Here is a 21516-nt window from a genome sequence, read left to right as displayed (position 1 = left end):
GACGAAAAGGGGGTAGCATCCTCGTCATGAACACAGCGGACCTTGGGCTGCCGGTGCGAGTCCCGTCGACGGCGCTCTTCACGGACCAGTACGAGCTGACGATGCTGCAGGCCGCGTTGAAGGCGGGCACCGCCGAACGCCGCAGCGTGTTCGAGGTATTCACCCGCCGCCTGCCCGAAGGCCGACGCTACGGCGTCGTCGCCGGCACCGGCCGCGTCCTGGACGCGGTGGAGAACTTCCGCTTCGACGACGACGTCCTCGGCTTCCTGAGCGAACGCGACATCGTCGACGCGGCGACCCTCGACCGGCTCGCCGGATACCGCTTCTCGGGTGACATCAGCGGCTACCCCGAGGGCGAGGTCTACTTCCCCGGCTCGCCGATCCTGCGCGTCGAGGGCACCTTCGCCGAATGCGTCCTCCTCGAGACCGTCATCCTCTCCATCCTCAACCACGACTCCGCGATCGCCGCCGCGGCCTCCCGTATGTCCTCCGCCGCGGGCGAGCGCCCCCTCGTCGAGATGGGCGCCCGCCGCACCCACGAACTCGCCGCCGTCGCCGCCGCCCGCTCCGCCTACATCGGCGGCTTCACCACCACCTCCGACCTCGCCGCCGGCTTCCGCTACGGCATCCCCACCGTCGGCACCAGCGCCCACGCCTTCACCCTCCTGCACGACACCGAGCGGGACGCATTCCAGGCCCAGATCGACTCCCTCGGCCGCGGCACCACCCTCCTCGTGGACACCTACGACGTCGCCGAAGCCGTCCGCACCGCCGTCGAGATCGCCGGACCCGAGCTCGGCGCCGTCCGCATCGACTCCGGCGACCTCCTCCTCGTCGCCCACCGGGTACGCCGGCAGCTCGACGACCTCGGCGCCACCCACACCCGCATCATCGTCACCTCCGACCTCGACGAATACGCCATCGCCTCCCTCGCCGCCGCCCCCGTCGACGCCTACGGGGTCGGCACCCAGCTCGTCACCGGCTCCGGACACCCCACGGCCTCCATGGTCTACAAGCTCGTCGCCCGCGCCGAGTCCGACGACCCGGCCGCACCGCTGGTCCCCGTCGCGAAGAAAACGACCGGCGGAAAGACCTCCATCGGCGGCCGCAAGTGGGCCGCCCGCCGCCTCGACCCGCATGGCGTCGCCGAAGCCGAGGTCATCGGCACCGGAGACGTCCCCGCCGAGCTGGCCGGACGACAGCTCCTCGTCGACCTCGTCAGGGCCGGCGAGGTCCTCACCCGCGAGCCCCTCGACACCGTCCGCGACCGCCACACGGCCGCCCGCGCCGGACTGCCCCTGTCCGCCACCCAGCTCTCCCGCGGCGAACCCGTCATCCCCACGGAGTATGTACACGCCCCGTCGGGTAACTAGGGCCTGAGCCCGACGGACGCGAGCCCACCGGGCCCGAGCCCACCGGGCCCGAGCCCACCGGGCCCGAGCCCACCGGGTCCCGCCCGACCCTGCCCACGACCCCGTCGCCCCCGGCCCGCCCCCCTCCCGTACCGCCGGCAAAGTCTCTAGGCTCAATTACTTCACCCTCCCCGGCTCGCAAGAACCGGAGGACCCCCACCGAAGGACACCGCCCATGCGCCGCGCCTTGATCGTCGTAGACGTGCAGAACGACTTCTGCGAAGGAGGCAGCCTCGCGGTGACCGGCGGCGCCGACGTGGCCGCCGCCATCACCGAACTCATCGGCCAGGCCCCCGCCGGATACCGCCACGTCATCGCCACCCGCGACCACCACATCGCACCGGGCGGCCACTTCGCCGACAACCCCGACTACGTCCACTCCTGGCCCGCACACTGCGTCGCCGGCACCGAAGGCGTCGGCTTCCACCCCAACTTCGCCCCCGCCGTCGCCTCCGGCGCCGTCGACGCCGTCTTCTCCAAAGGCGACTACGCCGCCGCCTACAGCGGCTTCGAGGGCACCGACGAGAACGGCGTCAGCCTCGGCGACTGGCTGCGCGACCGCCAGATCGACGAAGTCGACGTCGTCGGCATCGCCACCGACCACTGCGTGCGGGCCACCGCCCTGGACGCCGCCCGCGCGGGCTTCCGCACCCAGGTCCTGCTCTCCCTCACCGCCGGCGTGGCCGAGGACACCACCGACCGCGCCCTGGCGGAAATGCGCGCCGCAGGCGTGGAGCTGACCGGAAAACCTGTCGTCTGATCCGCCCGCAAGCCGGTTAACGTTTCCGCAAGGTGCACCCAACTTGCCCCCGAGGAGACGGTGTTGACGCAACCCACGCACGTAAGGCGCCCCACACTCGAAGACGTCGCCCGACAGTCAGGAGTCTCGAGGTCGACCGTCTCACGGGTGATCAACGGGCAGACCCCGGTGCGGGCGGAGGTCGTCGACCGGGTCCGGCGCGTCGTCACCGAACTGGGCTACATCCCCAACCAGGCCGCCCGGCAACTCGTCACCCACCGCACCGGCACCATCGCCGTGGTCGCCGCCCAACCCGAGAACCGCCTCTTCCTCGACCCCTTCTTCGACCTCCTGCTGCGCGGCGTCCGCCGCGAGCTCGCCCAGCACGGCGCCCAGGCCGTCCTGCTGTTCGTCGACGAACCCGACGACTACCCACGCGTCGCCGACTACCTCGGCGGCGGCCATGTCGACGGCGCCATCCTGTTCTCCCTGCGCCCCGGCGACCGCCTGCACGAGATGACCGCCCGCCTCGGCCTGCCCGCCGTCTTCGGCGGCCGCCCACTCCTGCACGAGGGCGACACCGTGCGCAGCCACGCCTACGTCGACGGCGACAACCGCGGCGGCGCCCGCCTGGCCGTACGACACCTCACCGCCCTCGGACGCGAACGGATCGCCACCGTCGCCGGTCCCCACGACCAGGAGACCTCCGCCGCCGACCGCCTCGCCGGCTACCACGACGTACTGCCCCACGCCCCCGCCACCCTCGTCGAACGCGCCGACTACACCCGCCAGGGCGGCGCCGACGCCATGGCCGCGCTGCTCGACCGCCACCCCGACCTGGACGCCGTCTTCGTCGCCTCCGACCTCATGGCCGCCGGCGCCCTCACCACCCTGCGCGAACGCGGACGCCGCGTCCCCGCAGACGTCGCCGTCGTCGGCTTCGACGACCTCACCGCCATCGCCGAGGCCACCGACCCACCCCTCACCACCGTCCACCAGGACGTCCCCGGAATGGGCGCACTCCTCGCCCGACTGCTCATACGCAGCGAAGCGGGATCCCCCCGCCCCCGGTCGGCCATCGTCCCCACCCGCCTGGTACGCCGCGCCTCCGCCTAGCCGCACCGCTGCCACTGCCGCTGCCACCGCCCCCTGAGCAGTGCATCTCAGCCAGCGGCCACAACTCGTCCATCATGTGGGATCACCTTCCAGGAGGCGGACCGGGAATCGATACGATGAGCCCATGGTTCTGAACGACGTGAGCGACAAGACGCCGGGCACACTGCTCGTGGCGCGGCTGCACGTCGACCTGTGCAGGCTCGCCAGCGCCATCTGTTGACGCCGGCCCTGCCGCCCGGCCGTGAGCCGCGGCGTCCTACTCGCACGTACGCATCCGCGCTGCCCACACCTTCCGACAGGAGCCCTCAGCCATGGCCATCGAGGTCCGCATCCCCACCATCCTCCGCCAGTACACCGACGGTCAGAAGGCGGTGGAGGGAAACGGTGACACCCTCGCCGCGCTGTTCACCGACCTCGAGACCCGGCACACGGGCATCCACGCCCGCATCGTGGACGACGGCAAGCTGCGCCGCTTCGTCAACGTGTACCTCAACGACGAGGACGTCCGCTTCGTCGACGGCATCGACACCAAGCTGACCGACGGCGACACCGTGACCATCCTGCCGGCCGTCGCCGGCGGCATGGCCTGATCGGCCGCCGTACCCCATGCGCTACGACTCCCCGCTGGCCGCGGTGGGCAACACCCCTCTGGTGCGCCTGCCGCGGCTCTCGCCGTCCGCCGACGTCCGCATCTGGGCGAAGCTCGAGGACCGCAACCCCACCGGCTCCGTCAAGGACCGCCCCGCCCTGCACATGGTCGAACAGGCCGAGAAGGACGGCCGCCTCACCCCCGGCTGCACCATCCTCGAGCCCACCAGCGGCAACACCGGCATCTCCCTCGCCATGGCGGCCAAGCTCAAGGGCTACCGCATCGTCTGCGTGATGCCCGAGAACACCTCGCAGGAACGCCGCGACCTGCTCGCCATGTGGGGCGCCGAGATCATCTCCTCCCCGGCCGCCGGCGGCTCCAACACCGCCGTCCGCGTCGCGAAGGAACTCGCCGCCGAGCATCCCGACTGGGTGATGCTCTACCAGTACGGCAACCCCGACAACGCCGGCGCCCACTACGCCACCACCGGCCCCGAGATCCTCGCCGACCTCCCCTCCATCACCCACTTCGTCGCCGGCCTCGGCACGACGGGCACACTGATGGGCGTCGGCCGGTTCCTCCGCGAGAACAAGCCCGACGTCAAGATCGTCGCCGCCGAACCGCGCTACGACGACCTCGTCTACGGCCTGCGCAACCTCGACGAGGGCTTCGTACCCGAGCTGTACGACGCCTCCGTCCTCACCACCCGCTTCTCCGTCGGCTCGGCCGACGCCGTCACCCGCACCCGGGAACTCCTCCAGCAGGAGGGCATCTTCGCCGGCGTCTCCACCGGCGCCGCCCTGCACGCCGCGATCGGCGTCGGCGTCAAGGCGCTGAAGGCGGGGGAGAGCGCCGACATCGCGTTCGTCGTGGCGGACGGCGGCTGGAAGTACCTGTCGACGGGCGTCTACACCGCGGCCACCACGGAGGAGGCGATCGAGACCCTCCAGGGCCAGCTCTGGGCATAGCCCGCGGACCGGGACCCGGACGCAGAAGGGGACCCGGACAGCCAGAGGACGAGGTAGCCGGATCCGGACGGTGGGCAGGCCTCAGGCGGTCAGATGACGGACCTGGTCCCACAGGGCCGGGTCCACCACCCCCACCCGGCGCCGGAACTCCCGCACCGGGACCTGACGCAACTCCTCCGTCTCCAGAAAACTCGGCCGCCCCTGCGCGTCCCCGACGGCCCCCGGCGGCAACCGGATCACCCCGGGCCGATCGTCCCGGTACTTACTGGTGATCTTCGCGACGGTCACCCGGTCACCGCGCACCGCCAGCACCAGACACGGCCGGTCCTTGGCCCGTCCGTCGCGCGCAGCGCCCCCGCCCGCCCGCGACCGCTGCGCGTCCTCGAACGGCACGTTCGCCCACCAGATCTCCGCCGGCTGCGGCCGCCCCGCCCGATCACGCCCCCGCGCCGGCCGTCCCGCCACCGGACGCTTCGGCCGACCGGGCGGCCGCCTCCCGCCGCCCCGCGGACGCCGCCCGCGACCCCAGCCGTCCACGAGCGCGGCGACGAGCGCCAGCAGTACCACCGCCGCGAGCGCGAGCCACCAGGACGTGTCCATGCGACGACGTTACCGGCGGCCCCACCAGCGCGCGACCACCATCGCAAGCTCCCTCCGACACCCCGCACGCCCCCGGTCCAGCCGAACCGGTGACAGCACAGGTGAGTTCGCCCACAACGGCCCCTGGCGGAGGAGCGACCCGGGGTTTTGCGCCTTACGCTCGACGAACCGCACGACCCCCGTCGCCCCATGTGACGATCATTCGTTCACGGTCCCCTCCCGGACCCTTCCCGGTTACCCGCCAGCGGAGGTTTCTGCTTTATGAAGCTCACCGTCGTCGGCTGCTCGGGGTCGTTCCCTTCCGTGGAATCGGCCTGCTCGAGCTACCTCGTCGAGGCCGACGGCTTCCGGCTGCTTCTCGACATGGGCAACGGCGCCCTGGGCGAGCTGCAGCGCCACTGCGGTCTCTACGACCTCGACGCGATCTTCCTGAGCCACCTGCACGCCGACCACTGCATCGACATGTGCGCGTACTTCGTCGCACGCTACTACCGTCACGACGGCGGGCGCTGCGACCCCATCCCGGTCTACGGCCCCGAAGGCACCGAGCACCGCCTGACCACCGCCTACGCCGACACCCCCTCGGCCTCCTCCATGAGCGAGGTCTTCGACTTCCACACGGTCAAGCCGTCCACCTTCGACATCGGCCCCTTCACCGTGCACACGGAACGCGTCGCCCACCCCGTGGAGGCGTACGGCATCCGCATCGAACACGGCGGCAGATCACTGACGTACTCCGGCGACACCGGCGTCAGCCCCGCCCTGCTGGAACTCGCCCGCGACACGGACCTGTTCCTCTGCGAGGCCGCCTTCACCCACGGCAAGGAGAACATCCCCGACCTGCACCTCAACGGCCGCGAGGCCGGCGAGACGGCAGCCCGGGCGGGCGCGCGCAAGCTCGTGCTGACCCACATCCCGCCGTGGACCGACCCCCAGGTCAACCTCGAGGACGCCCGCGCGGTCTTCGACGGCCCGGTGGCACTGGCCGCACCGCGCCAGACGTACCAGATCTGAGACCCCGCACGCAGACGAAGACCCCCGGAGCAGTTCAGGGCTCCGGGGGTCTTCGCGTGCGCGTGTCCGTATCCGTGTCCGTGGACGGGGTCTCCGCCTACGCCTTCGTGAGGTCCTCGACCTCCTCCTCGGGCTCCCGGCCCGGGGTGGGGAGGTTCCACTTGATGATGGCGAAGCGGAAGACCGAGTAGTAGATCGCCCCGAAGACCAGGCCGATCGGGATGATGAGCCACGGTTTGGTGGCGAGATTCCAGTTCAGCGCGTAGTCGAGGAAGCCGGCCGAGAAGTTGAAGCCGGCGTGGACCCCCAGTCCCCACGTGACGGCCATCGAGATCGCGGTCAGCACCGCGTGGATGACGTACAGGAGCGGGGCGATGAACATGAACGAGAACTCGATCGGCTCGGTCACACCCGTGACGAAGGACGTCAGCGCCAGCGAGATCATCATGCCCATCACGGCCTTGCGGCGCTCGGGGCGGGCACAGTGCGCCATCGCGATGGCCGCCGCCGGAAGACCGAACATCATGATCGGGAAGAAGCCGGACATGAACATACCGGCCGACGGGTCGCCGTGCAGGAAGCGGTTGTAGTCGCCAGTGAAGACCTGACCGGCCGCGTCCGTGAAGTCACCGAGCTGGAACCACGCGACGGTGTTCACGAACTGGTGCATGCCGATCGGAATGAGGGCGCGGTTGACCAGGCCGAACAGGGCCGAGCCGACGGCTCCGAGGCCCGTCATCCACTCGCCGAAGTGGGTGATGCCGTCACCGATGGGCTCCCACACCAGCGAGAAGAAGACACCGACCAGGGCCCCGACGAAGGCCATCAGGATCGGCACCAGACGGCGGCCGTTGAAGAAGCCGAGCCAGTCCACGAGCTTCGTGCGGTGGAAACGCTGCCACATCAGGGCCGACAGCAGCCCCATGATGATGCCGCCCAGAACACCGGGGTTGTTGTACGAGGCCGCGACGATCTGGCCTTTCTCGATGTGCTCCTCGGTGAGGGGGAACGCCTCGAGCACCTTGCTGTAGACCAGGAAGCCGACCAGCGCCGCCAGCGCCGTGGAGCCGTCCGACTTCTTGGCGAAGCCGATGGCCACGCCTATACAGAACAGCATCGGCAGGCTGCCCGTGATGGCTCCGCCCGCGGCGTTGAAGACGGAGGCGACCTTGTCCCAGCCGAGGCCGTCCTTGCCGAAGATGTCATCCTGGCCGAGCCGGACCATGATGCCCGCCGCCGGCAGCACGGCGATGGGCAGCTGCAGGCTGCGGCCGACCTTCTGCAGGCCTTGGAACAGGCCGGATCCCCACTTCTTCGCGGGGGCCGCCGTGGGCGCGGTGGCGGTGCTCATAGACGTCCTCCATCGGTGATGGTCTACACCACTCAGTGGTGTAGACCATGTTGTAGCACGGTGAAGGCGAGATAAGGAACCCGTCAAACCAGCAACCGACGAACTACGCCCCGTGCCCGATCCCGGACCTTCCCCCGACACCCGCCGAGCACACGAAAAGACCCCCGGAACCGAGTTCCGAGGGCCCTGCGACCACTACGCGACGGACGAACAGCGTCCGCCGGACCTCCCTCAGGCCTTCGTGACATCCTCCCGCTCCTCCTCCGGCTCCCGCCCCGGCGTCTTCAGATCGAACCTCGTGATCGCGAACCGGAAGATCACGTAATAGACGACCGCGAAACACAGCCCGATCGGGACGATCCCCCACGGCCGCGTAGCCAGGTTCCAGTTGATGACGTAATCGATCAACCCCGCCGAGAAACTGAACCCGTCATGCACACCCAACCCCCACGTCACCGCCATCGACACACCCGTCAACACCGCATGCACCGCAAACAACAACGGCGCGACGAACAGGAACGAGTACTCGATCGGCTCGGTGATGCCCGTCACGAACGACGTCAACGCCACCGACAACATCAACCCCCCGACCTCCTTACGGCGGTCCGGCCTCGCACAATGCGTGATCGCCAGCGCCGCCGCCGGCAACGCGAACATCATGATCGGAAAGAAACCCGAGGTGAACTGCCCCGCGTCCGGGTCGCCCGCCAGGAACATGTTGATGTCACCGTGCACCACCGAACCGTCCGGCTTCGTGAAACTCCCGAACTGGAACCAGATGGGCACGTTCAGGAACTGATGCAACCCGATCACCAGCAACGCCCGGTTCGCCACACCGAAGATCCCCGCACCCCACGCGTCCAGCCCGTCCAACCAGTCGCTGAAACTCTCCAGAGCGTCACCGATCGGCGGCCACACCCACAGACACAACGCTGCGAACGCGATCGCCACGAACGCCATGATGATCGGCACCAACCGACGCCCATTGAAGAAACCCAGCCAGTCCACCAGCTTCGTCCGGTGGTACCGCTGCCAGAAGAACGCCGTCAGCAACCCCATCACGATCCCGCCGAACACCCCCGGATTCTGATACGTGAACGCCCCCACCGTGTTGTCCGTCGCCTGACAACCGATGTTCACAATCACCTTCGAACCCGGCCCACAGTCCTCCGGAAACTGCCGCAACACGTTGTAATAAACGAGGAAACCCGCCACCGCCGCCAGCGCCGTCGAACCGTCCGACTTCTTCGCCATCCCGATCGCCACACCGACACAGAACAACAAGGGAAGCCCGAGCGAACCGTCGAGCAGCGCCGCGCCCGCACCCGCCATCACCCTCGCCACGTCCGTCCAGCCCAGCCCGTCGTCCCCGAACACATCAGGCTGACCCAGCCGGTTGAGGATGCCCGCGGCCGGCAGCACCGCGATCGGCAACTGCAGACTCCGACCCATCTTCTGCAGACCCTGGAACGCACCCTGCCAGCGCCTGTGCGCAGGACTGACCTCGGACCCGGCGCTCTCGGCACTCATCGTTTGGCGACCGCCTGTCAGGTGGTGTAGACCAGCTACGGACGACTGGGGATACTGTGACGCCATCCTTCGGCACACACCCCACAACCGCTCGCGAAGCTGGGCCGACTGTGGGTTACTGCCACCGAACGGCCCGACACCACCCGGCCCGGCACCACCCGGCCCGGCACCACCCGGCCCGACACCACACAGACGCCGCTGCACCAGGGAACTCAGGGAGACCCACCATGGCCACCAAGGCTGAGAAGATCGTCGCCGGACTCGGCGGCCTCGACAACATCGAAGAAATCGAAGGCTGCATCACCCGCCTGCGCACCGAGGTCCACGACGCCTCACTCGTCGACGAAGCCGCCCTGAAAGCCGCAGGCGCCCACGGCGTCGTCAAGATGGGCACCGCCATCCAGGTCGTCATCGGCACCGACGCCGACCCCATCGCAGCGGAGATCGAAGACATGTTCTGAGCCCCGCGACATGATGTGAGCCCCGCGCCCACACCCCGCGCCCACACCCAGCGGCTCCCACGGGGCTCCACCCACCACGGGCGGAGCCCCCACCCCGCTACCACTAGGCTCAACGCCATGTCTCGCATCGACGGCCGCACCCCCGAACAGCTCCGCCCCGTCACCATCGAACGCGGCTGGAGCAAGCACGCCGAAGGCTCCGTCCTCGTCTCCTTCGGCGACACCAAGGTCTTCTGCACCGCCACCGTCACCGAAGGCGTCCCCCGCTGGCGCAAAGGCAGCGGCGAAGGCTGGGTCACCGCCGAATACTCCATGCTCCCCCGCGCCACCAACACCCGAGGCGACCGCGAATCCGTCCGCGGCAAGATCGGCGGCCGCACCCACGAGATCTCCCGCCTCATCGGCCGCTCCCTGCGCGCCGTCATCGACTACAAAGCCCTCGGCGAGAACACCATCGTGCTCGACTGCGACGTCCTCCAGGCCGACGGCGGCACCCGCACCGCCGCCATCACCGGCGCGTACGTCGCCCTCGCCGACGCCGTCACCTGGGCCCAGGGCAAGAAACTGATCAAAGCCGGCCGCCAGCCCCTCACCGGCACCGTGTCCGCCGTCTCCGTCGGCATCGTCGCCGGCATCCCGCTCCTCGACCTCCGCTACGAAGAAGACGTCCGCGCCGAGACCGACATGAACGTCGTCTGCACCGGAGACGGCCGCTTCGTCGAGGTCCAAGGCACCGCCGAGGCCGAGCCGTTCGCCCGCGACGAACTCAACTCCCTCCTCGACCTCGCCGTTTCCGGCTGCACCGAATTGACCGCGCTCCAGCGCACGGCACTTGATACCGTCCTCGCAAAGTAAAGAGCACACCAAGAACGGCGGCGGACGCGGGCAACCGGTCCGCCCGCCGTCGCGTCTAGGCCAGTACACCGACGGGGGCCTCCTGGGCCTGACAAGGGGAGGAACACAGTTATGTCCACGGCCGCGAGCCGACGCCCACTCCGGCGTCGCCGAACCGTCATCGCCGCCACCACGGCGGCCGTCGCCCTCACCCTGGGACTGACGGCCACCGGCTGCGACGCGGTCAACAAGGCCCTCGACTGCGTCCAGACCGCCGACTCGATCGCCGACAGCGTCACCGACCTCCAGCAGGCCGTGGAGAACGCCGCGAACGACCCGACCCAGACGCAGGAATCGCTGACCTCCATCGAGAACAACCTCGACAAGATAGGCGACAAGACGGACAACGCCGACGTCAACAAAGCCGTCGACAACCTGCAGAAAGCCGTTGCGAACGTCCGCACCGCCATCAAGAACGGCGACAACACCCCCGACGTCAGCCCCGTCACCGACGCAGCCGGCGAACTGACCAAGGTCTGCACCCCGTAGGACCGGGCCCACCCGGCCTCACGGGGCGGCCGGGATACTGGTGGACATGACCCGCCTGATCCTCGCCACCCGCAACGCCGGAAAGATCACCGAACTCAGGTCGATCCTCGCCGACGCAGGCCTGCCCCACGACCTCGTCGGCGCGGACGCCTACCCCGACATCCCCGACGTCAAGGAAACCGGCGTCACCTTCGCCGAGAACGCCCTCCTCAAGGCCCACGCCCTCGCCCAGGCCACCGGCCACCCGGCCGTCGCCGACGACTCCGGCCTCTGCGTGGACGTCCTCAACGGCGCCCCCGGCATCTTCTCCGCCCGCTGGTCCGGCCGCCACGGCGACGACAAGGCCAACCTCGAACTCCTCCTGGCCCAACTGTCCGACATCGCGGACGAACACCGCGGCGCCCACTTCGCCTGCGCGGCGGCCCTGGCCCTCCCGGACGGCACGGAACGCGTCGTCGAGGGCCGCCTGACGGGCGTCCTGCGCCACACGCCCGAGGGCACGAACGGCTTCGGCTACGACCCGATCCTCCAGCCCGACGGCGAGACGCGCACCTGCGCGCAACTGACGGCGGAGGAGAAGAACGCGATCAGCCACCGAGGCAAGGCGTTCCGAGGGCTGGTACCGGTGGTACGGGAGTTGCTGGGCTGAGCGAGCAGCTGAGCGAGCAGAGGGGCCGCCAGGTCTGGCGGCCCCTCTGAGGTGTGCGGCCGGTGGGACTCGAACCCACACGGGTATGATTAACCCACTGGGACCTAAACCCAGCATGTCTGACCAAATTCCATCACGGCCGCTCAAAAACGGTCATCGTGCTCGACCGGCGGCCATCAGTGTACGGGTCTCGCGTCTCACCCGGCGAGTGGCACTGCCCTTGCGACGGCACCACGAAGCCGTCAAGGCGTGGCAGTTCGGGGACAGATACCCGAGGTTCTTCTCGTGCAGTCCATTCCCGTCGGTCCGCCGTCACGCGCGAAACGTGAAGCGGCCCGCGTCGGGGTGTCCGACGCGGGCCGTCTGTCTGTGCCGTCTGCTTGCGCCGTCTGTCTGCGCCGCCTGGCTGCGGGGGAGGGGATCTCAGATGCCCAGGTCCTTGATGATCTTGGCGACGTGGCCGGTGGCGCGGACGTTGTAGAGGGCGTGTTCGACCTTGCCCTCCTCGTCCACCACGATCGTGGAGCGGATGACGCCCATGTACGTCTTGCCGTAGTTCTTCTTCTCGCCGAACGCGCCGTACGCGTCGAGGGCGGTCTTGTCGGGGTCGGCCAGGAGGGTGACCTTCAGGGACTCCTTGTCGCGGAACTTGCCCAGCTTCTCGGGGCTGTCCGGGGAGATGCCGAGGACGTCGTAGCCGGCGGCGGTCAGGAGGTCGAGGTTGTCGGTGAAGTCGCAGGCCTGCTTCGTGCAGCCGGGGGTCAGGGCGGCCGGGTAGAAGTAGACGATGACCTTGCGGCCCTTGTGGTCCGACAGGGACACCTGGTTGCCGTCGGCGTCGGAGAGGGTGAAGGCGGGGGCCACGTCCCCGGGCTGCAGTCGCTCGCTCATCGGTCCAGCGTAACCGGGGGTCCCGGCGGTGCGGGCGAGGGTCGAGCTGACAGACTGTCCGGAACAGGACCAGGTGACTTCGGAGGCTGACTGTGGCGGAGACGTCGGACACCAGGACCCCGGCGCAGATCGAGGCGGACATCAGGGCCCGTCGCGAGGTGCTGGCGGAGACGCTGGACGAGATCGGGGTGCGGGTGCACCCGAAGACCATTGTCGGGGACGTCAAGGCCAAGGTCGTCGCCAACGTCGATCACACCCTCGGCCGGGCGTATGTGCAGGTGAACCGGGTGGTGAGTGATGTGAAGGCGCAGTTCGTGGACGAGGAGGGCGCGCCGAGGCTGGAGCGGGTGGTGCCGGTGGCGCTGGTGGTCGTCGGGGTCGTGGGCCTGCTGGCGTTCGGTCCGCGTCGTCGCAAGGGCTGATCCGCGAGGGCCGATGCGCGAGGGCCGATCCGCAAGGGTTGATCCGCTCGGGCCCGTGTTCGGCGCCTTCGCAACCCCGCTCGCTCACGGATGTGTCGTGGGCAGGTAGGTTCAGTGGTGTGAGCGCCAAGAGAGACGACCTCGATCCGCAGCACGACAAGCTGCCCATCCGGATGCTGCACGACCGTGTGCTCGTGCGGCAGGAGGCCGGTGAGGGTGAGCGGCGTTCGGGTGGCGGGATTCTGATTCCCGCTACTGCGGCCGTCGGTCGCCGGCTGGCGTGGGCGCAGGTGGTGGCGGTGGGGCAGAACGTGCGGACGGTGGAGCCGGGTGATCGTGTGCTGTACGACCCGGAGGACCGTGCGGAGGTGGAGGTGCGGGGCGTGGCGTATGTGCTGATGCGGGAGCGTGATCTGCATGCGGTGGCCGCGGACCGGTTCGAGGGGTCGGAGGACTCCACGGGGTTGTATCTCTGATTGCGTGGCCGAAACGGGCTGCTGGAAGGGCTGGTGACGACGGTCACCAGCCCTTTGTGCTGTGTCTTTGTCGCGGTGGTCACCGACCGCCCGAGCGGTTATTCGCGGCGGGTGGGCGTGAGCTGGGGGCCGACGGTCGTGCCGGTCGAGTTGCCGGTGTCTCCGCCTGCGCCCCCGCCGCCGTCGGCGCCGCCGCCGTTCGATGTGCCGCCGTCGGTGGTGCCGGAGCTGGTGCCGTCGGTGGTGCCGTTGGTCGTTGTGCCGCCGTTGGTGGTGCCGGTGGAGGTGCCGCCGTTGGTGGTGCCGCCGGTGGTGCCGGTGGTGGTGTCTCCGGTGGTGTTGCCGTTGGTCGTGCTGCCGCCGCCGGTCTGTCCCTGGGTCTGGCCCTGGGTCTGTCCCTGTGTCTGGCCCCTGGTGCCGGCGCTGGGGGTGCTGCCGCCGGTGTTGTCGTCGGAGGGTTCGTCGGGGTCGTCGGCGGGGTCGGTGGGGGTGGCGGTGTCGCCGCCGCCTTCTTGGAGGGTGAGGTCGAAGTCCTTGGCGGGGCTGCCCTTGAGGGCTTCTTCGGTGAACTGGGCCCAGATCTGGGTGGGGGCGTCGCCGCCGTTGATGCGGGGCAGGCCGAGGGCGCCCTTGAGGGACTTGTGGTGGGCGGTGACGGGGTCTTGGCCCATGACGGCGACGACGGTGGCGAGGTCGGGGGTGTAGCCGGCGAACCAGGCGGCCTGGTCGTCTTCGGCGGTGCCGGTCTTGCCGGCGGCGGGGCGGCCGACGGCCTGGGCCTTCCTGGCGGTGCCGTTCTGGACGACGCTGCGCAGGACGGCGGTGGTGGTGTCGGCGGCTTCGCGGCTGACGACCTGGGAGGCCTTGTAAGGGGGGAGTTCGACGACGTCGGAGCCGTCCTTGGTGACCTTGCTGATCATCGTGTAGACGCCGTGCTTGCCGTGGTTGGCGAGGGTGGCGTAGGCCTGCGCCATGTCGAGGACGCTGGCGTTGGCGGTGCCGAGGGCGATGGAGGGGTAGGGCTGGAGGTCGGGGGTGTCGGTGGGCAGGCCGAGGGCGATGGCGGTCTGCTTGACCTTGGCGGGGCCGACGTCGACGGCCATCTGTGCGTACACCGAGTTGACGGATTTGTCGGTGGCGGTGCGTACGTTGATGTCGCCGTAGTTGACGTAGTCCTCGTTCTCGGGGTCGTAGACGGGGCCGCTCCAGCCCTGGACGGGGCGTTTGTTGGTTCCGTCGTAGATGGTGTTGGGGGTGATCCTGCGGTTGTCCTGGGTGGTGGAGTCGTTCTGGACGGCGGAGGTGAAGACGAACGGCTTGAAGGTGGAGCCGACCTGGAAGTCCTGGCGGGTGGCGTTGTTGGTGTACTGCTTGACGTAGTCGATGCCGCCGTACAGGGCGAGGATCTTGCCGGTCTTGGGTTCGACGGCGGCTCCGCCGGCGCGGACGTAGGTGTCGACCTTGCGGTTCTTCTGGTCGAGCTTCTTCATCAGCTGGTCGTTGACGGCGTCGACGAAGGCGTTCTGCTTCTTCTTGTCGAGGGTGGTGGTGATGCGGTAGCCGCCGGCGTCGAGTTCTTCCTGGGTGACGATCTTGTTGTCGCGCAGGTAGTCCTTGATGGCGTTGACGAGGTAGCCGCGCTGTCCGGACATGCCGTTGTCGGCGCCGGAGGTCTCCTTGGGGCTGGGGAACTTCATGCCGGTGCGCTGGGTCTCGGTGAGCCAGTTCTTGGTGACCATGCCGTCGAGGACGTAGTTCCAGCGGGCTTCGGCGGCTTTGCGGTTCTCGGGGTGGGCGATGACGTCGTATTCGCTGGGGGCGTTGACGAGGGCGGCGAGGTAGGCGCCCTGGGCGGGGGTGAGCTTGAGGGCGTCGACGCCGTAGTAGGCCTTGGCGGCGGCTTGGATGCCGTAGGCGTTGCGGCCGAAGTAGCTGGTGTTGAGGTAGCCCTCGAGGATGTCGTCCTTGGAGGTCTCGCGGTCGAGTTTGATCGCGATGAAGAACTCCTTCACCTTGCGCGTGGCGGTCTGTTCCTGCGCGAGGTAGTAGTTCTTCACGTACTGCTGGGTGATCGTGGAGCCGGACTGCTTGCCCTTGCCGGTGGCGGTGTTCCAGCCGGCGCGCAGCATCGCCTTGGGGTCGATGGCGGACTCGGTGTAGAAGTCGCGGTCCTCGGCGGCGAGGATGGCGTGCTGGGCGTCCTTGGAGATCTGGGCGAGTTTGACGTTCTCGCGGTTGACCTTGCCGTCGCGGGCGATCTCGGTGCCGTCGGCGTAGAGGTAGACGTTGGACTGTTTGGTGGCGAGGGCGTTGGCCGGTGGGATCTTGACCATGGAGTAGCCGAGGAAGAAGAGGCCGGCGAGGAGCAGGACGCCGAGGACGAAGGTGGCGAGGATCATTCGCCAGGTGGGCAGCAGGCGGCGCCAGCCGGTGCGCTTGGGTCGCTTCACCTTGTTGCTGCTCCCTCCGTCACCCGCCTGGGGCTCTCCGGGGGCGGTGCCCTCGGTCGGCTGTTGCGGCTGCGGCTCGTCGCTCATGTGTTGCAGGACTCCTGGTTCGCGTCGTACGTGCCCGTACGCCTTGTACGTCTCGTACGCCTCGTTCTTCTTCTGTGCCCCCTGTTGAAGACTCTCGCACCGGGCGTTCCGTTCCCGACAATCCACGCGTGTTGTGCGGGAAAAGGTGTGGCTTGCGGTGGGGGCGGCGCACTAGGCTCCTGCGCTTCGGTGTCGCAGGGGGCACCCAGGTGACTACTGAGCGAGGGGGAGGGTTGCCTTGGGATCGGCGCGGTTGTACGCGGCCGTCGCGGCGGGGGGTTTTCGAAGGTACGCGACGTATCGGGTGGCGACGGCTGCGGGGGTGTTCACGAACACTGTTTTCGGCCTGATCCTTGCCTACACATATGTGGCGTTGTGGGATGAGCGGCCGCACTTGGGGGGTTATGACCAGGCGCAGGCGGTGACGTATGTGTGGCTGGGGCAGGCGTTGTTCGCGACGTTGGCGATCCAGGGCGGCGGTTTCGAGACGGATCTGATGGAGCGCGTTCGCACGGGTGAGGTGGCGGTCGATCTGTATCGGCCGGCTGATCTTCAGGTGTGGTGGCTGGCGACGGATGTGGGGCGGGCGGTGTTCCAGTTGTTGGGGCGGGGGGTGGTTCCGTTCGTGTTCGGGGCGTTGTTCTTTCCGACGGCGTTGCCGGACGAGGTGGGGGTGTGGCTGGCGTTCCTGGTGGCGGTGGCGCTGGCGATGGTGGTGAGTTTCGCGATCCGTTTCCTGGTGGCGTTGAGCGGTTTCTGGCTGCTGGACGGGACGGGGGCGTTGCAGTTGTTGATGATCTTGGGGTTGTTCTGTTCGGGGATGGCGTTGCCGTTGAACGCGTTTCCGCAGCCGTTGGGGGACATCGTGATGCTGTTGCCGTGGTCGGCGTTGTTGCAGACGCCGGCGGATGTGCTGATGGGGCGGGTGGAGGTGTGGTCGGCGTTCGCGTTCCAGGCGGGGTGGGCGGTGGTGCTGTTGGCGGTGGGCCGGTGGGTGCAGGGGGCGGCGACGCGGCGGGTGGTGGTGCAGGGTGGGTGAGGGCGGCGGTGTAGCGGGGCGCGGATGGCCGGCGCAGGACGGCACGTCGACGGAGGGCGGCCGGCCGGCAAAGGGCGGCCGACCGGCGGAGAGGGGCCGGCCGGCAGAGAGGGGCGGGCTGGTGGAGGGGGTGCGGGCGTACCGGTTGATCGCGGGGATGTGGGTGCGTTCGACGTTGACGTACCGGGTGTCGTTCGCGGTGGCGGTGCTGGGTGGTCTGCTGGTGACGGGGCTGGACTTTGTCGCGATCTTGTTGATGTTCTCGCGGGTGGATGTGCTGGGCGGTTACACGTTGCCGGAGATCGCGTTTTTGTACGGGTTGTCGGCGACGTCGTTCGGGGTGGCGGATCTGGCGATCGGTTCGGCGGGGCGGTTGGGTACGCGGGTGCGTGACGGGACGCTGGACATGTTGCTGGTGCGGCCGGCTCCGGTGTTGGCGCAGGCGGCGGCGGATCGTTTCGCGTTGCGCAGGGTGGCGCGGATCGTGCAGGGCGGTCTGGTGCTGGGGTGGGCGCTGGTGTCGCTGGATGTGGCGTGGACGCCGGTGAAGGTGGTGCTGGTGCCGGTGACGCTGGTGTGCGGTGGGGTGATCTTCTCGGCGGTGTTCGTGGCGGGTGCGGCGTTCCAGTTCGTGGCGCAGGACGCGGCGGAGGTGCAGCACGCGTTCACGTACGGCGGGCAGACGTTGTTGCAGTATCCGCCGACGGTGTTCGGCAAGGAGTTGGTGCGTTCGGTGACGTTCTTGCTGCCGCTGGCGTTCGTCAACTGGGTGCCGGCGGCGTATGTGCTGGGGCGGCCGTATCCGTTGGGGCTGCCGGGGTGGGCGGCGTTCGCCTCGCCGGTGGCGGCGCTGGTGTGCGCGGCGGCGGCGGGGCTGGCGTGGCGGGTGGGACTGAGGTCGTATCGGAGTACGGGGAGTTGAGTGTGACCGAGGACGCTTTCATCGAGGTGGACCGGGTCGAGAAGGTTTTCGACGTGCGCAGGAGGGCGGGGCTCCTCAGGCGTGAGCTGCGGCAGGTGCGGGCGGTGGACGGGCTGTCGTTCTCGGTGGCGCGGGGGGAGATGGTCGGTTACATCGGGCCGAACGGCGCGGGCAAGTCGACGACGATCAAGATGCTGACGGGGATCCTGACGCCGAGCGGTGGGCGGCTGCGGGTGGCGGGGATCGATCCGTCGCGGGAGCGGAGGCGGCTGGCGCATCGGATAGGGGTGGTGTTCGGGCAGCGGACGACGCTGTGGTGGGATCTGCCGCTGATCGATTCGTACCGGCTGATGCACCGCATGTACCGCATCCCGGACGGGCGTTACCGCGAGAACCTCGACCGGCTGGTGGAACTGCTGGACCTGTCGGCCCTGTTGGAGGTGCCGGTGCGGCAGTTGTCGTTGGGGCAGCGGATGCGCGGTGACATCGCGGCGGCGTTGCTGCACGATCCGGAGGTGCTGTATCTGGACGAGCCGACGATCGGTCTGGACGTGGTGTCGAAGGCGCGGGTGCGGGAGTTCCTGCGCGAGTTGAACGCCGAGCGGGGTACGACGGTGTTGCTGACCACTCATGATCTGCAGGACATCGAGCAGTTGTGTTCGCGGGTGATGGTCATCGATCACGGGCGTCTGGTGTACGACGGTGCGCTGGCGGGGCTGCACGAGGTGGGTGAGAGCGAGCGGACTCTGGTGGTGGATCTGGAGCGGGAGTCGCCGCCGATCGACGCCGGGGACGCGGCGCGGGTGGTCAGGGTCGAGGGTCCGCGTCAGTGGCTGGCGTTTCCGGCGTCGGGGTCGGCGGCGGCGCTGGTGGCGCGGATCGCGGCGGAGTATCCACTGGTGGACCTGTCGGTGCGGGAGCCGGACATCGAGGCGGTGATCGCCAAGATGCTGTACGGGGTCGGGGGCGGCGGTGGGGTGGAGACCGGGGACGGCGGTGGGGTGGTCGCCGGGGACGGCGCCGAGGAGGGGGACGGGGGCGGCGGCGGGGCCTCCGGGGGGCGGGAGACCGTAGTGCCGGGGCCCGGGAGCTCGTAGGCTGCCGGTATGACCGACGACGCAGCCCCGGACCGTTCTGACCTCCGTGCCTCCGACGCCGATCGTGAGCGGGTCGCCGAGGTGTTGCGCGACGCGGTAGCCGAAGGCCGGCTGGACATGGCGGAGTTCGAGGAGCGGCTGGAGCAGACCTACCAGGCGCGCACGTACCGGGAGTTGGCACCGATCACCCGTGATCTGCCGGCACCGGGGGTCGTGGCTCCGCCGGTGGTGTCGTTGCACAAGGAGCCGGTGCCGGACGGGAGTTGGGCCGGGCGGATCGTGGGCGGCGAGGGTTCGTCGACGTGGGCGGTGGCGGTGCTGTCGGGGTTCCAGCGCAAGGGCCGCTGGACGGTGCCGCGGCGGTTCACCTGCGTCGCCTTCTGGGGCGGCGGGGAGATCGACCTGCGGGAGGCGGACTTTGCGGCGGGGGAGGTCGAGATCAGCTGTTTCGCCGTCATGGGCGGGGTGCAGATCACGGTGCCGCCGGGGGTGGAGGTCGTCGTGCGCGGCATCGGCGTGATGGGCGGCTTCGACCAGCGGGAGAGCGGTGCGGTGGGCGAGCCAGGGGCGCCGCGGGTGGTGGTGACCGGGTTCGCGTTCTGGGGCGGCGTCGGTGTGGAGCGCAAGAAGACGCGGGCCGCGCGGCGGCAGGAGAAGCTGGACCGCAAGGCGGCGCGGCGCGAGTCGCGCGCCGCCTTCCGGGACGACGTGCAGGAGGCGCACCAGCGGATGCTGGAGGGCCACAAGGACCTGCTGCGAGGACACGGGCCCGGGCAGGGGCTCGGGCACGCTCTCGGGGAGGAGCGCGGGCGCCGCGAGGAACGGCGGGAGCAGCGGCGAGTGGAGCGGCGGGAGGAGTACGGGCGCCGGGAGGAGCGGCGGCAGCGCCGCCACGAGGATTAGGCGAGGCGGGGTCGTGGGCGGGGCGGTCGTCGTCAGAGGCGTGCGGGGGCGGCAGGGCCGGCGAGGTCGCTCAGGTCGACGGTGCGCGCCATCGCCCGGTAGCCGCGGTCGCTGGGGTGCAGATGGTCGCCGGAGTCGTACTCGGAGCGCATGCTGCGCGGGTCGTAGGGGTCGCGCAGCGCCTTGTCGAAGTCGACGACCTCGTCGAACAGGCCGCCCACGCGGATCGCCGCGTTGACCTGCTGCCGGACGCGCTCGCGGGCGTCGGTGTAGCCGCCGTGGCCGCGGAACGGGGTGAGGGTGGCGCCGACGGCCCGGACGCCGTGGGCGTGGGCGCGGTCGACGAGGGTGCGCAGGCCGTCCAGGATCGCCTGCGGGCCGGTGGGGTTCGGGTCGCGCAGGATGTCGTTGATGCCGAGGTCGACGACGACGGCTTTCACGTTCGTCCGGTCGAGGACGTCCCGGTCGAAGCGGTTGAGGCCGCTGGCGCCGCGCTCTGGGTCGTCGGCGAGGACGCGGTTGCCGCTGATGCCCGCGTTGACGACGCCGTAGCGGGGGGTGTCGCCGTCGGCGGGCCTGCCCGTCGCCGTGAGCGCGGTGCGCAGGCGGTCGGCGAGGACGTCGGGCCAGCGGCGGTTCTCGTCGGCGGTGGAGGTGACGCCGTCGGTGATGGAGTCGCCGAAGGCGACGACGGTGCCGTCGGCCTCGTTGCTGAGCACGTCCAGCGCGGTCAGGTAGCGCCAGTGGGCGCTGGTTGTGGTGAACGTGGCCCCGGTGACGTCCTCGGTGGACTCGCCTGTGGCGATGTAGCTGGTCTGCCGGGCGCGCGGGTGGTAGGTGACCGGGCCCGCGGAGGAGGGGGTGTAGGTGCTGACGAGGATGTCCGTGTCGTGCGGGACGACGACGGCGACGGCGTCGCTGACGGCCTGCCCGCCCGCCGGGACGACGACGGTGGTGGATCCGCCGAAGGTGAGCCGGCGCAGGGTGGCGGGGTCCGCGGCGGCGCTGCCGTCGTCGTCCGCGACGGCGAGCGTGGCGTGGGTGACGGTCAGCGGTCCGCTGCCGTAGAGGTTGGAGAGGGCGACCCGGGCGCCGGTGCCGCCGACACCGGTGTGCACGACGTTGCGTACGGTGCGGCCTGCCGTGCCGCCGGTCTCGGTGCCGGGTTCCCCGCCGGCCGGTGCGGCAGCCCAGGCCCCGACCCACACGCCGGTGGGGACGGCGTTCCCGGCGGAGCGGCCCCCGGAGCCGGAGCCGGAGCCGATGCCGTCGCGGGAGCCGTCGATGGAGGTGACGCTGACGTATATGGCGGCGGACACGCCCACGACGAGGGCGACGATCGCTGCCAGCAGGGCATAACCATGATGCTTGGCGGTCATGCGGGTGTGGTTCTCCTCGTGCGGGGAGCGGTGCTGCT

23 protein-coding genes and 1 tRNA gene are annotated in these 21516 nt (G+C 69.6%); 17 read left to right on the top strand and 7 right to left on the bottom strand.

Annotated elements, in window-relative coordinates:
• Nucleotides 1-26 precede the first annotated feature (26 nt).
• The 6 genes from QA802_RS16650 (at nt 27) to QA802_RS16625 (ending at nt 4824) form a co-directional block, all read left to right on the top strand.
• Nucleotides 27-1373, top strand: coding sequence for a nicotinate phosphoribosyltransferase (locus QA802_RS16650; RefSeq protein ID WP_334523075.1), 1347 nt, complete (start codon nt 27-29; stop codon nt 1371-1373).
• Between the two features lie 214 nt (nt 1374-1587).
• Complete coding sequence (locus QA802_RS16645; RefSeq protein WP_319168101.1) at nt 1588-2172, top strand: nicotinamidase; 585 nt, start codon at nt 1588-1590, stop codon at nt 2170-2172.
• Nucleotides 2173-2235: 63 nt separating this feature from the next.
• Nucleotides 2236-3267 (top strand): LacI family DNA-binding transcriptional regulator, encoded by a 1032-nt coding sequence (locus QA802_RS16640; RefSeq protein WP_334523071.1) that lies wholly within the window; start codon nt 2236-2238, stop codon nt 3265-3267.
• A gap of 124 nt (nt 3268-3391) precedes the next feature.
• Entirely contained in the window at nt 3392-3487 is a 96-nt protein-coding gene (locus QA802_RS16635; RefSeq protein ID WP_319168103.1) for a putative leader peptide, read from the top strand.
• A 91-nt stretch (nt 3488-3578) separates the two neighbouring features.
• Nucleotides 3579-3857: a MoaD/ThiS family protein gene (locus QA802_RS16630; RefSeq protein ID WP_319168104.1), complete on the top strand. Its 279-nt coding sequence runs from the start codon at nt 3579-3581 to the stop codon at nt 3855-3857.
• A gap of 16 nt (nt 3858-3873) precedes the next feature.
• Entirely contained in the window at nt 3874-4824 is a 951-nt protein-coding gene (locus QA802_RS16625) for a PLP-dependent cysteine synthase family protein (protein WP_319168105.1), read from the top strand.
• 81 nt (nt 4825-4905) lie between these two features.
• Here the strand turns inward: QA802_RS16625 and QA802_RS16620 are convergent, their stop codons facing one another.
• Nucleotides 4906-5424: a type II toxin-antitoxin system PemK/MazF family toxin gene (locus QA802_RS16620; RefSeq protein ID WP_334523066.1), complete on the bottom strand. Its 519-nt coding sequence runs from the start codon at nt 5422-5424 to the stop codon at nt 4906-4908.
• Between the two features lie 261 nt (nt 5425-5685).
• Here QA802_RS16620 and QA802_RS16615 point away from each other — a divergent pair, with 261 nt between their 5' ends.
• Nucleotides 5686-6438: an MBL fold metallo-hydrolase gene (locus tag QA802_RS16615; RefSeq protein WP_334523063.1), complete on the top strand. Its 753-nt coding sequence runs from the start codon at nt 5686-5688 to the stop codon at nt 6436-6438.
• 97 nt (nt 6439-6535) lie between these two features.
• Here QA802_RS16615 and QA802_RS16610 read toward each other — a convergent pair whose 3' ends face one another.
• Together QA802_RS16610 and QA802_RS16605 are read right to left on the bottom strand one after the other, a co-directional pair.
• Entirely contained in the window at nt 6536-7789 is a 1254-nt protein-coding gene (locus QA802_RS16610) for a PTS transporter subunit EIIC (RefSeq protein ID WP_334523060.1), read from the bottom strand.
• A gap of 231 nt (nt 7790-8020) precedes the next feature.
• The gene (locus QA802_RS16605; protein WP_334523057.1) at nt 8021-9319 is read right to left on the bottom strand and encodes a PTS transporter subunit EIIC; all 1299 of its coding nucleotides are present in this window, start codon (nt 9317-9319) and stop codon (nt 8021-8023) included.
• 227 nt (nt 9320-9546) lie between these two features.
• Between QA802_RS16605 and QA802_RS16600 the strand changes: the two genes are divergently transcribed.
• The 4 genes from QA802_RS16600 to rdgB all read left to right on the top strand — a co-directional run bounded on the left by QA802_RS16600 (nt 9547) and on the right by rdgB (nt 11812).
• On the top strand, nt 9547-9780 hold the full coding sequence (locus QA802_RS16600) for a PTS sugar transporter subunit IIB (protein ID WP_334523054.1): 234 nt from the start codon (nt 9547-9549) through the stop codon (nt 9778-9780).
• Between the two features lie 117 nt (nt 9781-9897).
• Nucleotides 9898-10635 carry a ribonuclease PH gene (gene rph / locus QA802_RS16595; RefSeq protein ID WP_319168110.1) on the top strand — a complete coding sequence of 246 codons (738 nt, stop codon included), beginning with the start codon at nt 9898-9900 and terminating at the stop codon, nt 10633-10635.
• 111 nt (nt 10636-10746) lie between these two features.
• Entirely contained in the window at nt 10747-11163 is a 417-nt protein-coding gene (locus QA802_RS16590) for a hypothetical protein (RefSeq protein ID WP_334523050.1), read from the top strand.
• Nucleotides 11164-11209: 46 nt separating this feature from the next.
• Nucleotides 11210-11812: an RdgB/HAM1 family non-canonical purine NTP pyrophosphatase gene (gene rdgB, locus QA802_RS16585; protein WP_334523047.1), complete on the top strand. Its 603-nt coding sequence runs from the start codon at nt 11210-11212 to the stop codon at nt 11810-11812.
• 54 nt (nt 11813-11866) lie between these two features.
• Here rdgB and QA802_RS16580 read toward each other — a convergent pair.
• Both QA802_RS16580 and bcp read right to left on the bottom strand, forming a co-directional pair.
• Nucleotides 11867-11955, bottom strand: a tRNA-Leu gene (locus tag QA802_RS16580).
• A gap of 280 nt (nt 11956-12235) precedes the next feature.
• The gene (gene bcp, locus QA802_RS16575) at nt 12236-12703 is read right to left on the bottom strand and encodes a thioredoxin-dependent thiol peroxidase (RefSeq protein ID WP_319168113.1); all 468 of its coding nucleotides are present in this window, start codon (nt 12701-12703) and stop codon (nt 12236-12238) included.
• A 92-nt stretch (nt 12704-12795) separates the two neighbouring features.
• Between bcp and QA802_RS16570 the strand changes: the two genes are divergently transcribed.
• A complete protein-coding gene (locus tag QA802_RS16570; RefSeq protein ID WP_319168114.1) occupies nt 12796-13125 on the top strand; it encodes a DUF3618 domain-containing protein in 330 nt (109 codons plus the stop codon).
• 173 nt (nt 13126-13298) lie between these two features.
• On the top strand, nt 13299-13601 hold the full coding sequence (locus QA802_RS16565; protein ID WP_398430467.1) for a GroES family chaperonin: 303 nt from the start codon (nt 13299-13301) through the stop codon (nt 13599-13601).
• A 98-nt stretch (nt 13602-13699) separates the two neighbouring features.
• Here the strand turns inward: QA802_RS16565 and QA802_RS16560 are convergent, their stop codons facing one another.
• The gene (locus QA802_RS16560; protein ID WP_334523040.1) at nt 13700-16138 is read right to left on the bottom strand and encodes a transglycosylase domain-containing protein; all 2439 of its coding nucleotides are present in this window, start codon (nt 16136-16138) and stop codon (nt 13700-13702) included.
• A 238-nt stretch (nt 16139-16376) separates the two neighbouring features.
• Here QA802_RS16560 and QA802_RS16555 point away from each other — a divergent pair, with 238 nt between their 5' ends.
• The 4 genes from QA802_RS16555 to QA802_RS16540 all read left to right on the top strand — a co-directional run bounded on the left by QA802_RS16555 (nt 16377) and on the right by QA802_RS16540 (nt 20099).
• A complete protein-coding gene (locus QA802_RS16555; protein WP_334523039.1) occupies nt 16377-17177 on the top strand; it encodes an ABC transporter permease in 801 nt (266 codons plus the stop codon).
• Between the two features lie 157 nt (nt 17178-17334).
• On the top strand, nt 17335-18099 hold the full coding sequence (locus tag QA802_RS16550; RefSeq protein ID WP_334534689.1) for an ABC transporter permease: 765 nt from the start codon (nt 17335-17337) through the stop codon (nt 18097-18099).
• The gene (locus QA802_RS16545) at nt 18057-19196 is read left to right on the top strand and encodes an ABC transporter ATP-binding protein (RefSeq protein ID WP_443042128.1); all 1140 of its coding nucleotides are present in this window, start codon (nt 18057-18059) and stop codon (nt 19194-19196) included. The genes QA802_RS16550 and QA802_RS16545 overlap by 43 nt, the downstream gene beginning before the upstream one ends.
• 9 nt (nt 19197-19205) lie before the next feature.
• Nucleotides 19206-20099 (top strand): DUF1707 SHOCT-like domain-containing protein, encoded by an 894-nt coding sequence (locus QA802_RS16540; protein ID WP_334523033.1) that lies wholly within the window; start codon nt 19206-19208, stop codon nt 20097-20099.
• Nucleotides 20100-20131: 32 nt separating this feature from the next.
• On the opposite strand, the gene QA802_RS16535 is transcribed toward QA802_RS16540, so the two are convergent.
• Nucleotides 20132-21478 carry an SGNH/GDSL hydrolase family protein gene (locus QA802_RS16535; protein ID WP_334523030.1) on the bottom strand — a complete coding sequence of 449 codons (1347 nt, stop codon included), beginning with the start codon at nt 21476-21478 and terminating at the stop codon, nt 20132-20134.
• Nucleotides 21479-21516 lie beyond the last annotated feature (38 nt).

It is taken from the genome of Streptomyces sp. B21-105 (genome assembly GCF_036898465.1).
GTDB lineage: Bacteria > Actinomycetota > Actinomycetes > Streptomycetales > Streptomycetaceae > Streptomyces.
This window is presented reverse-complemented; position numbering and strand designations above follow the sequence as displayed.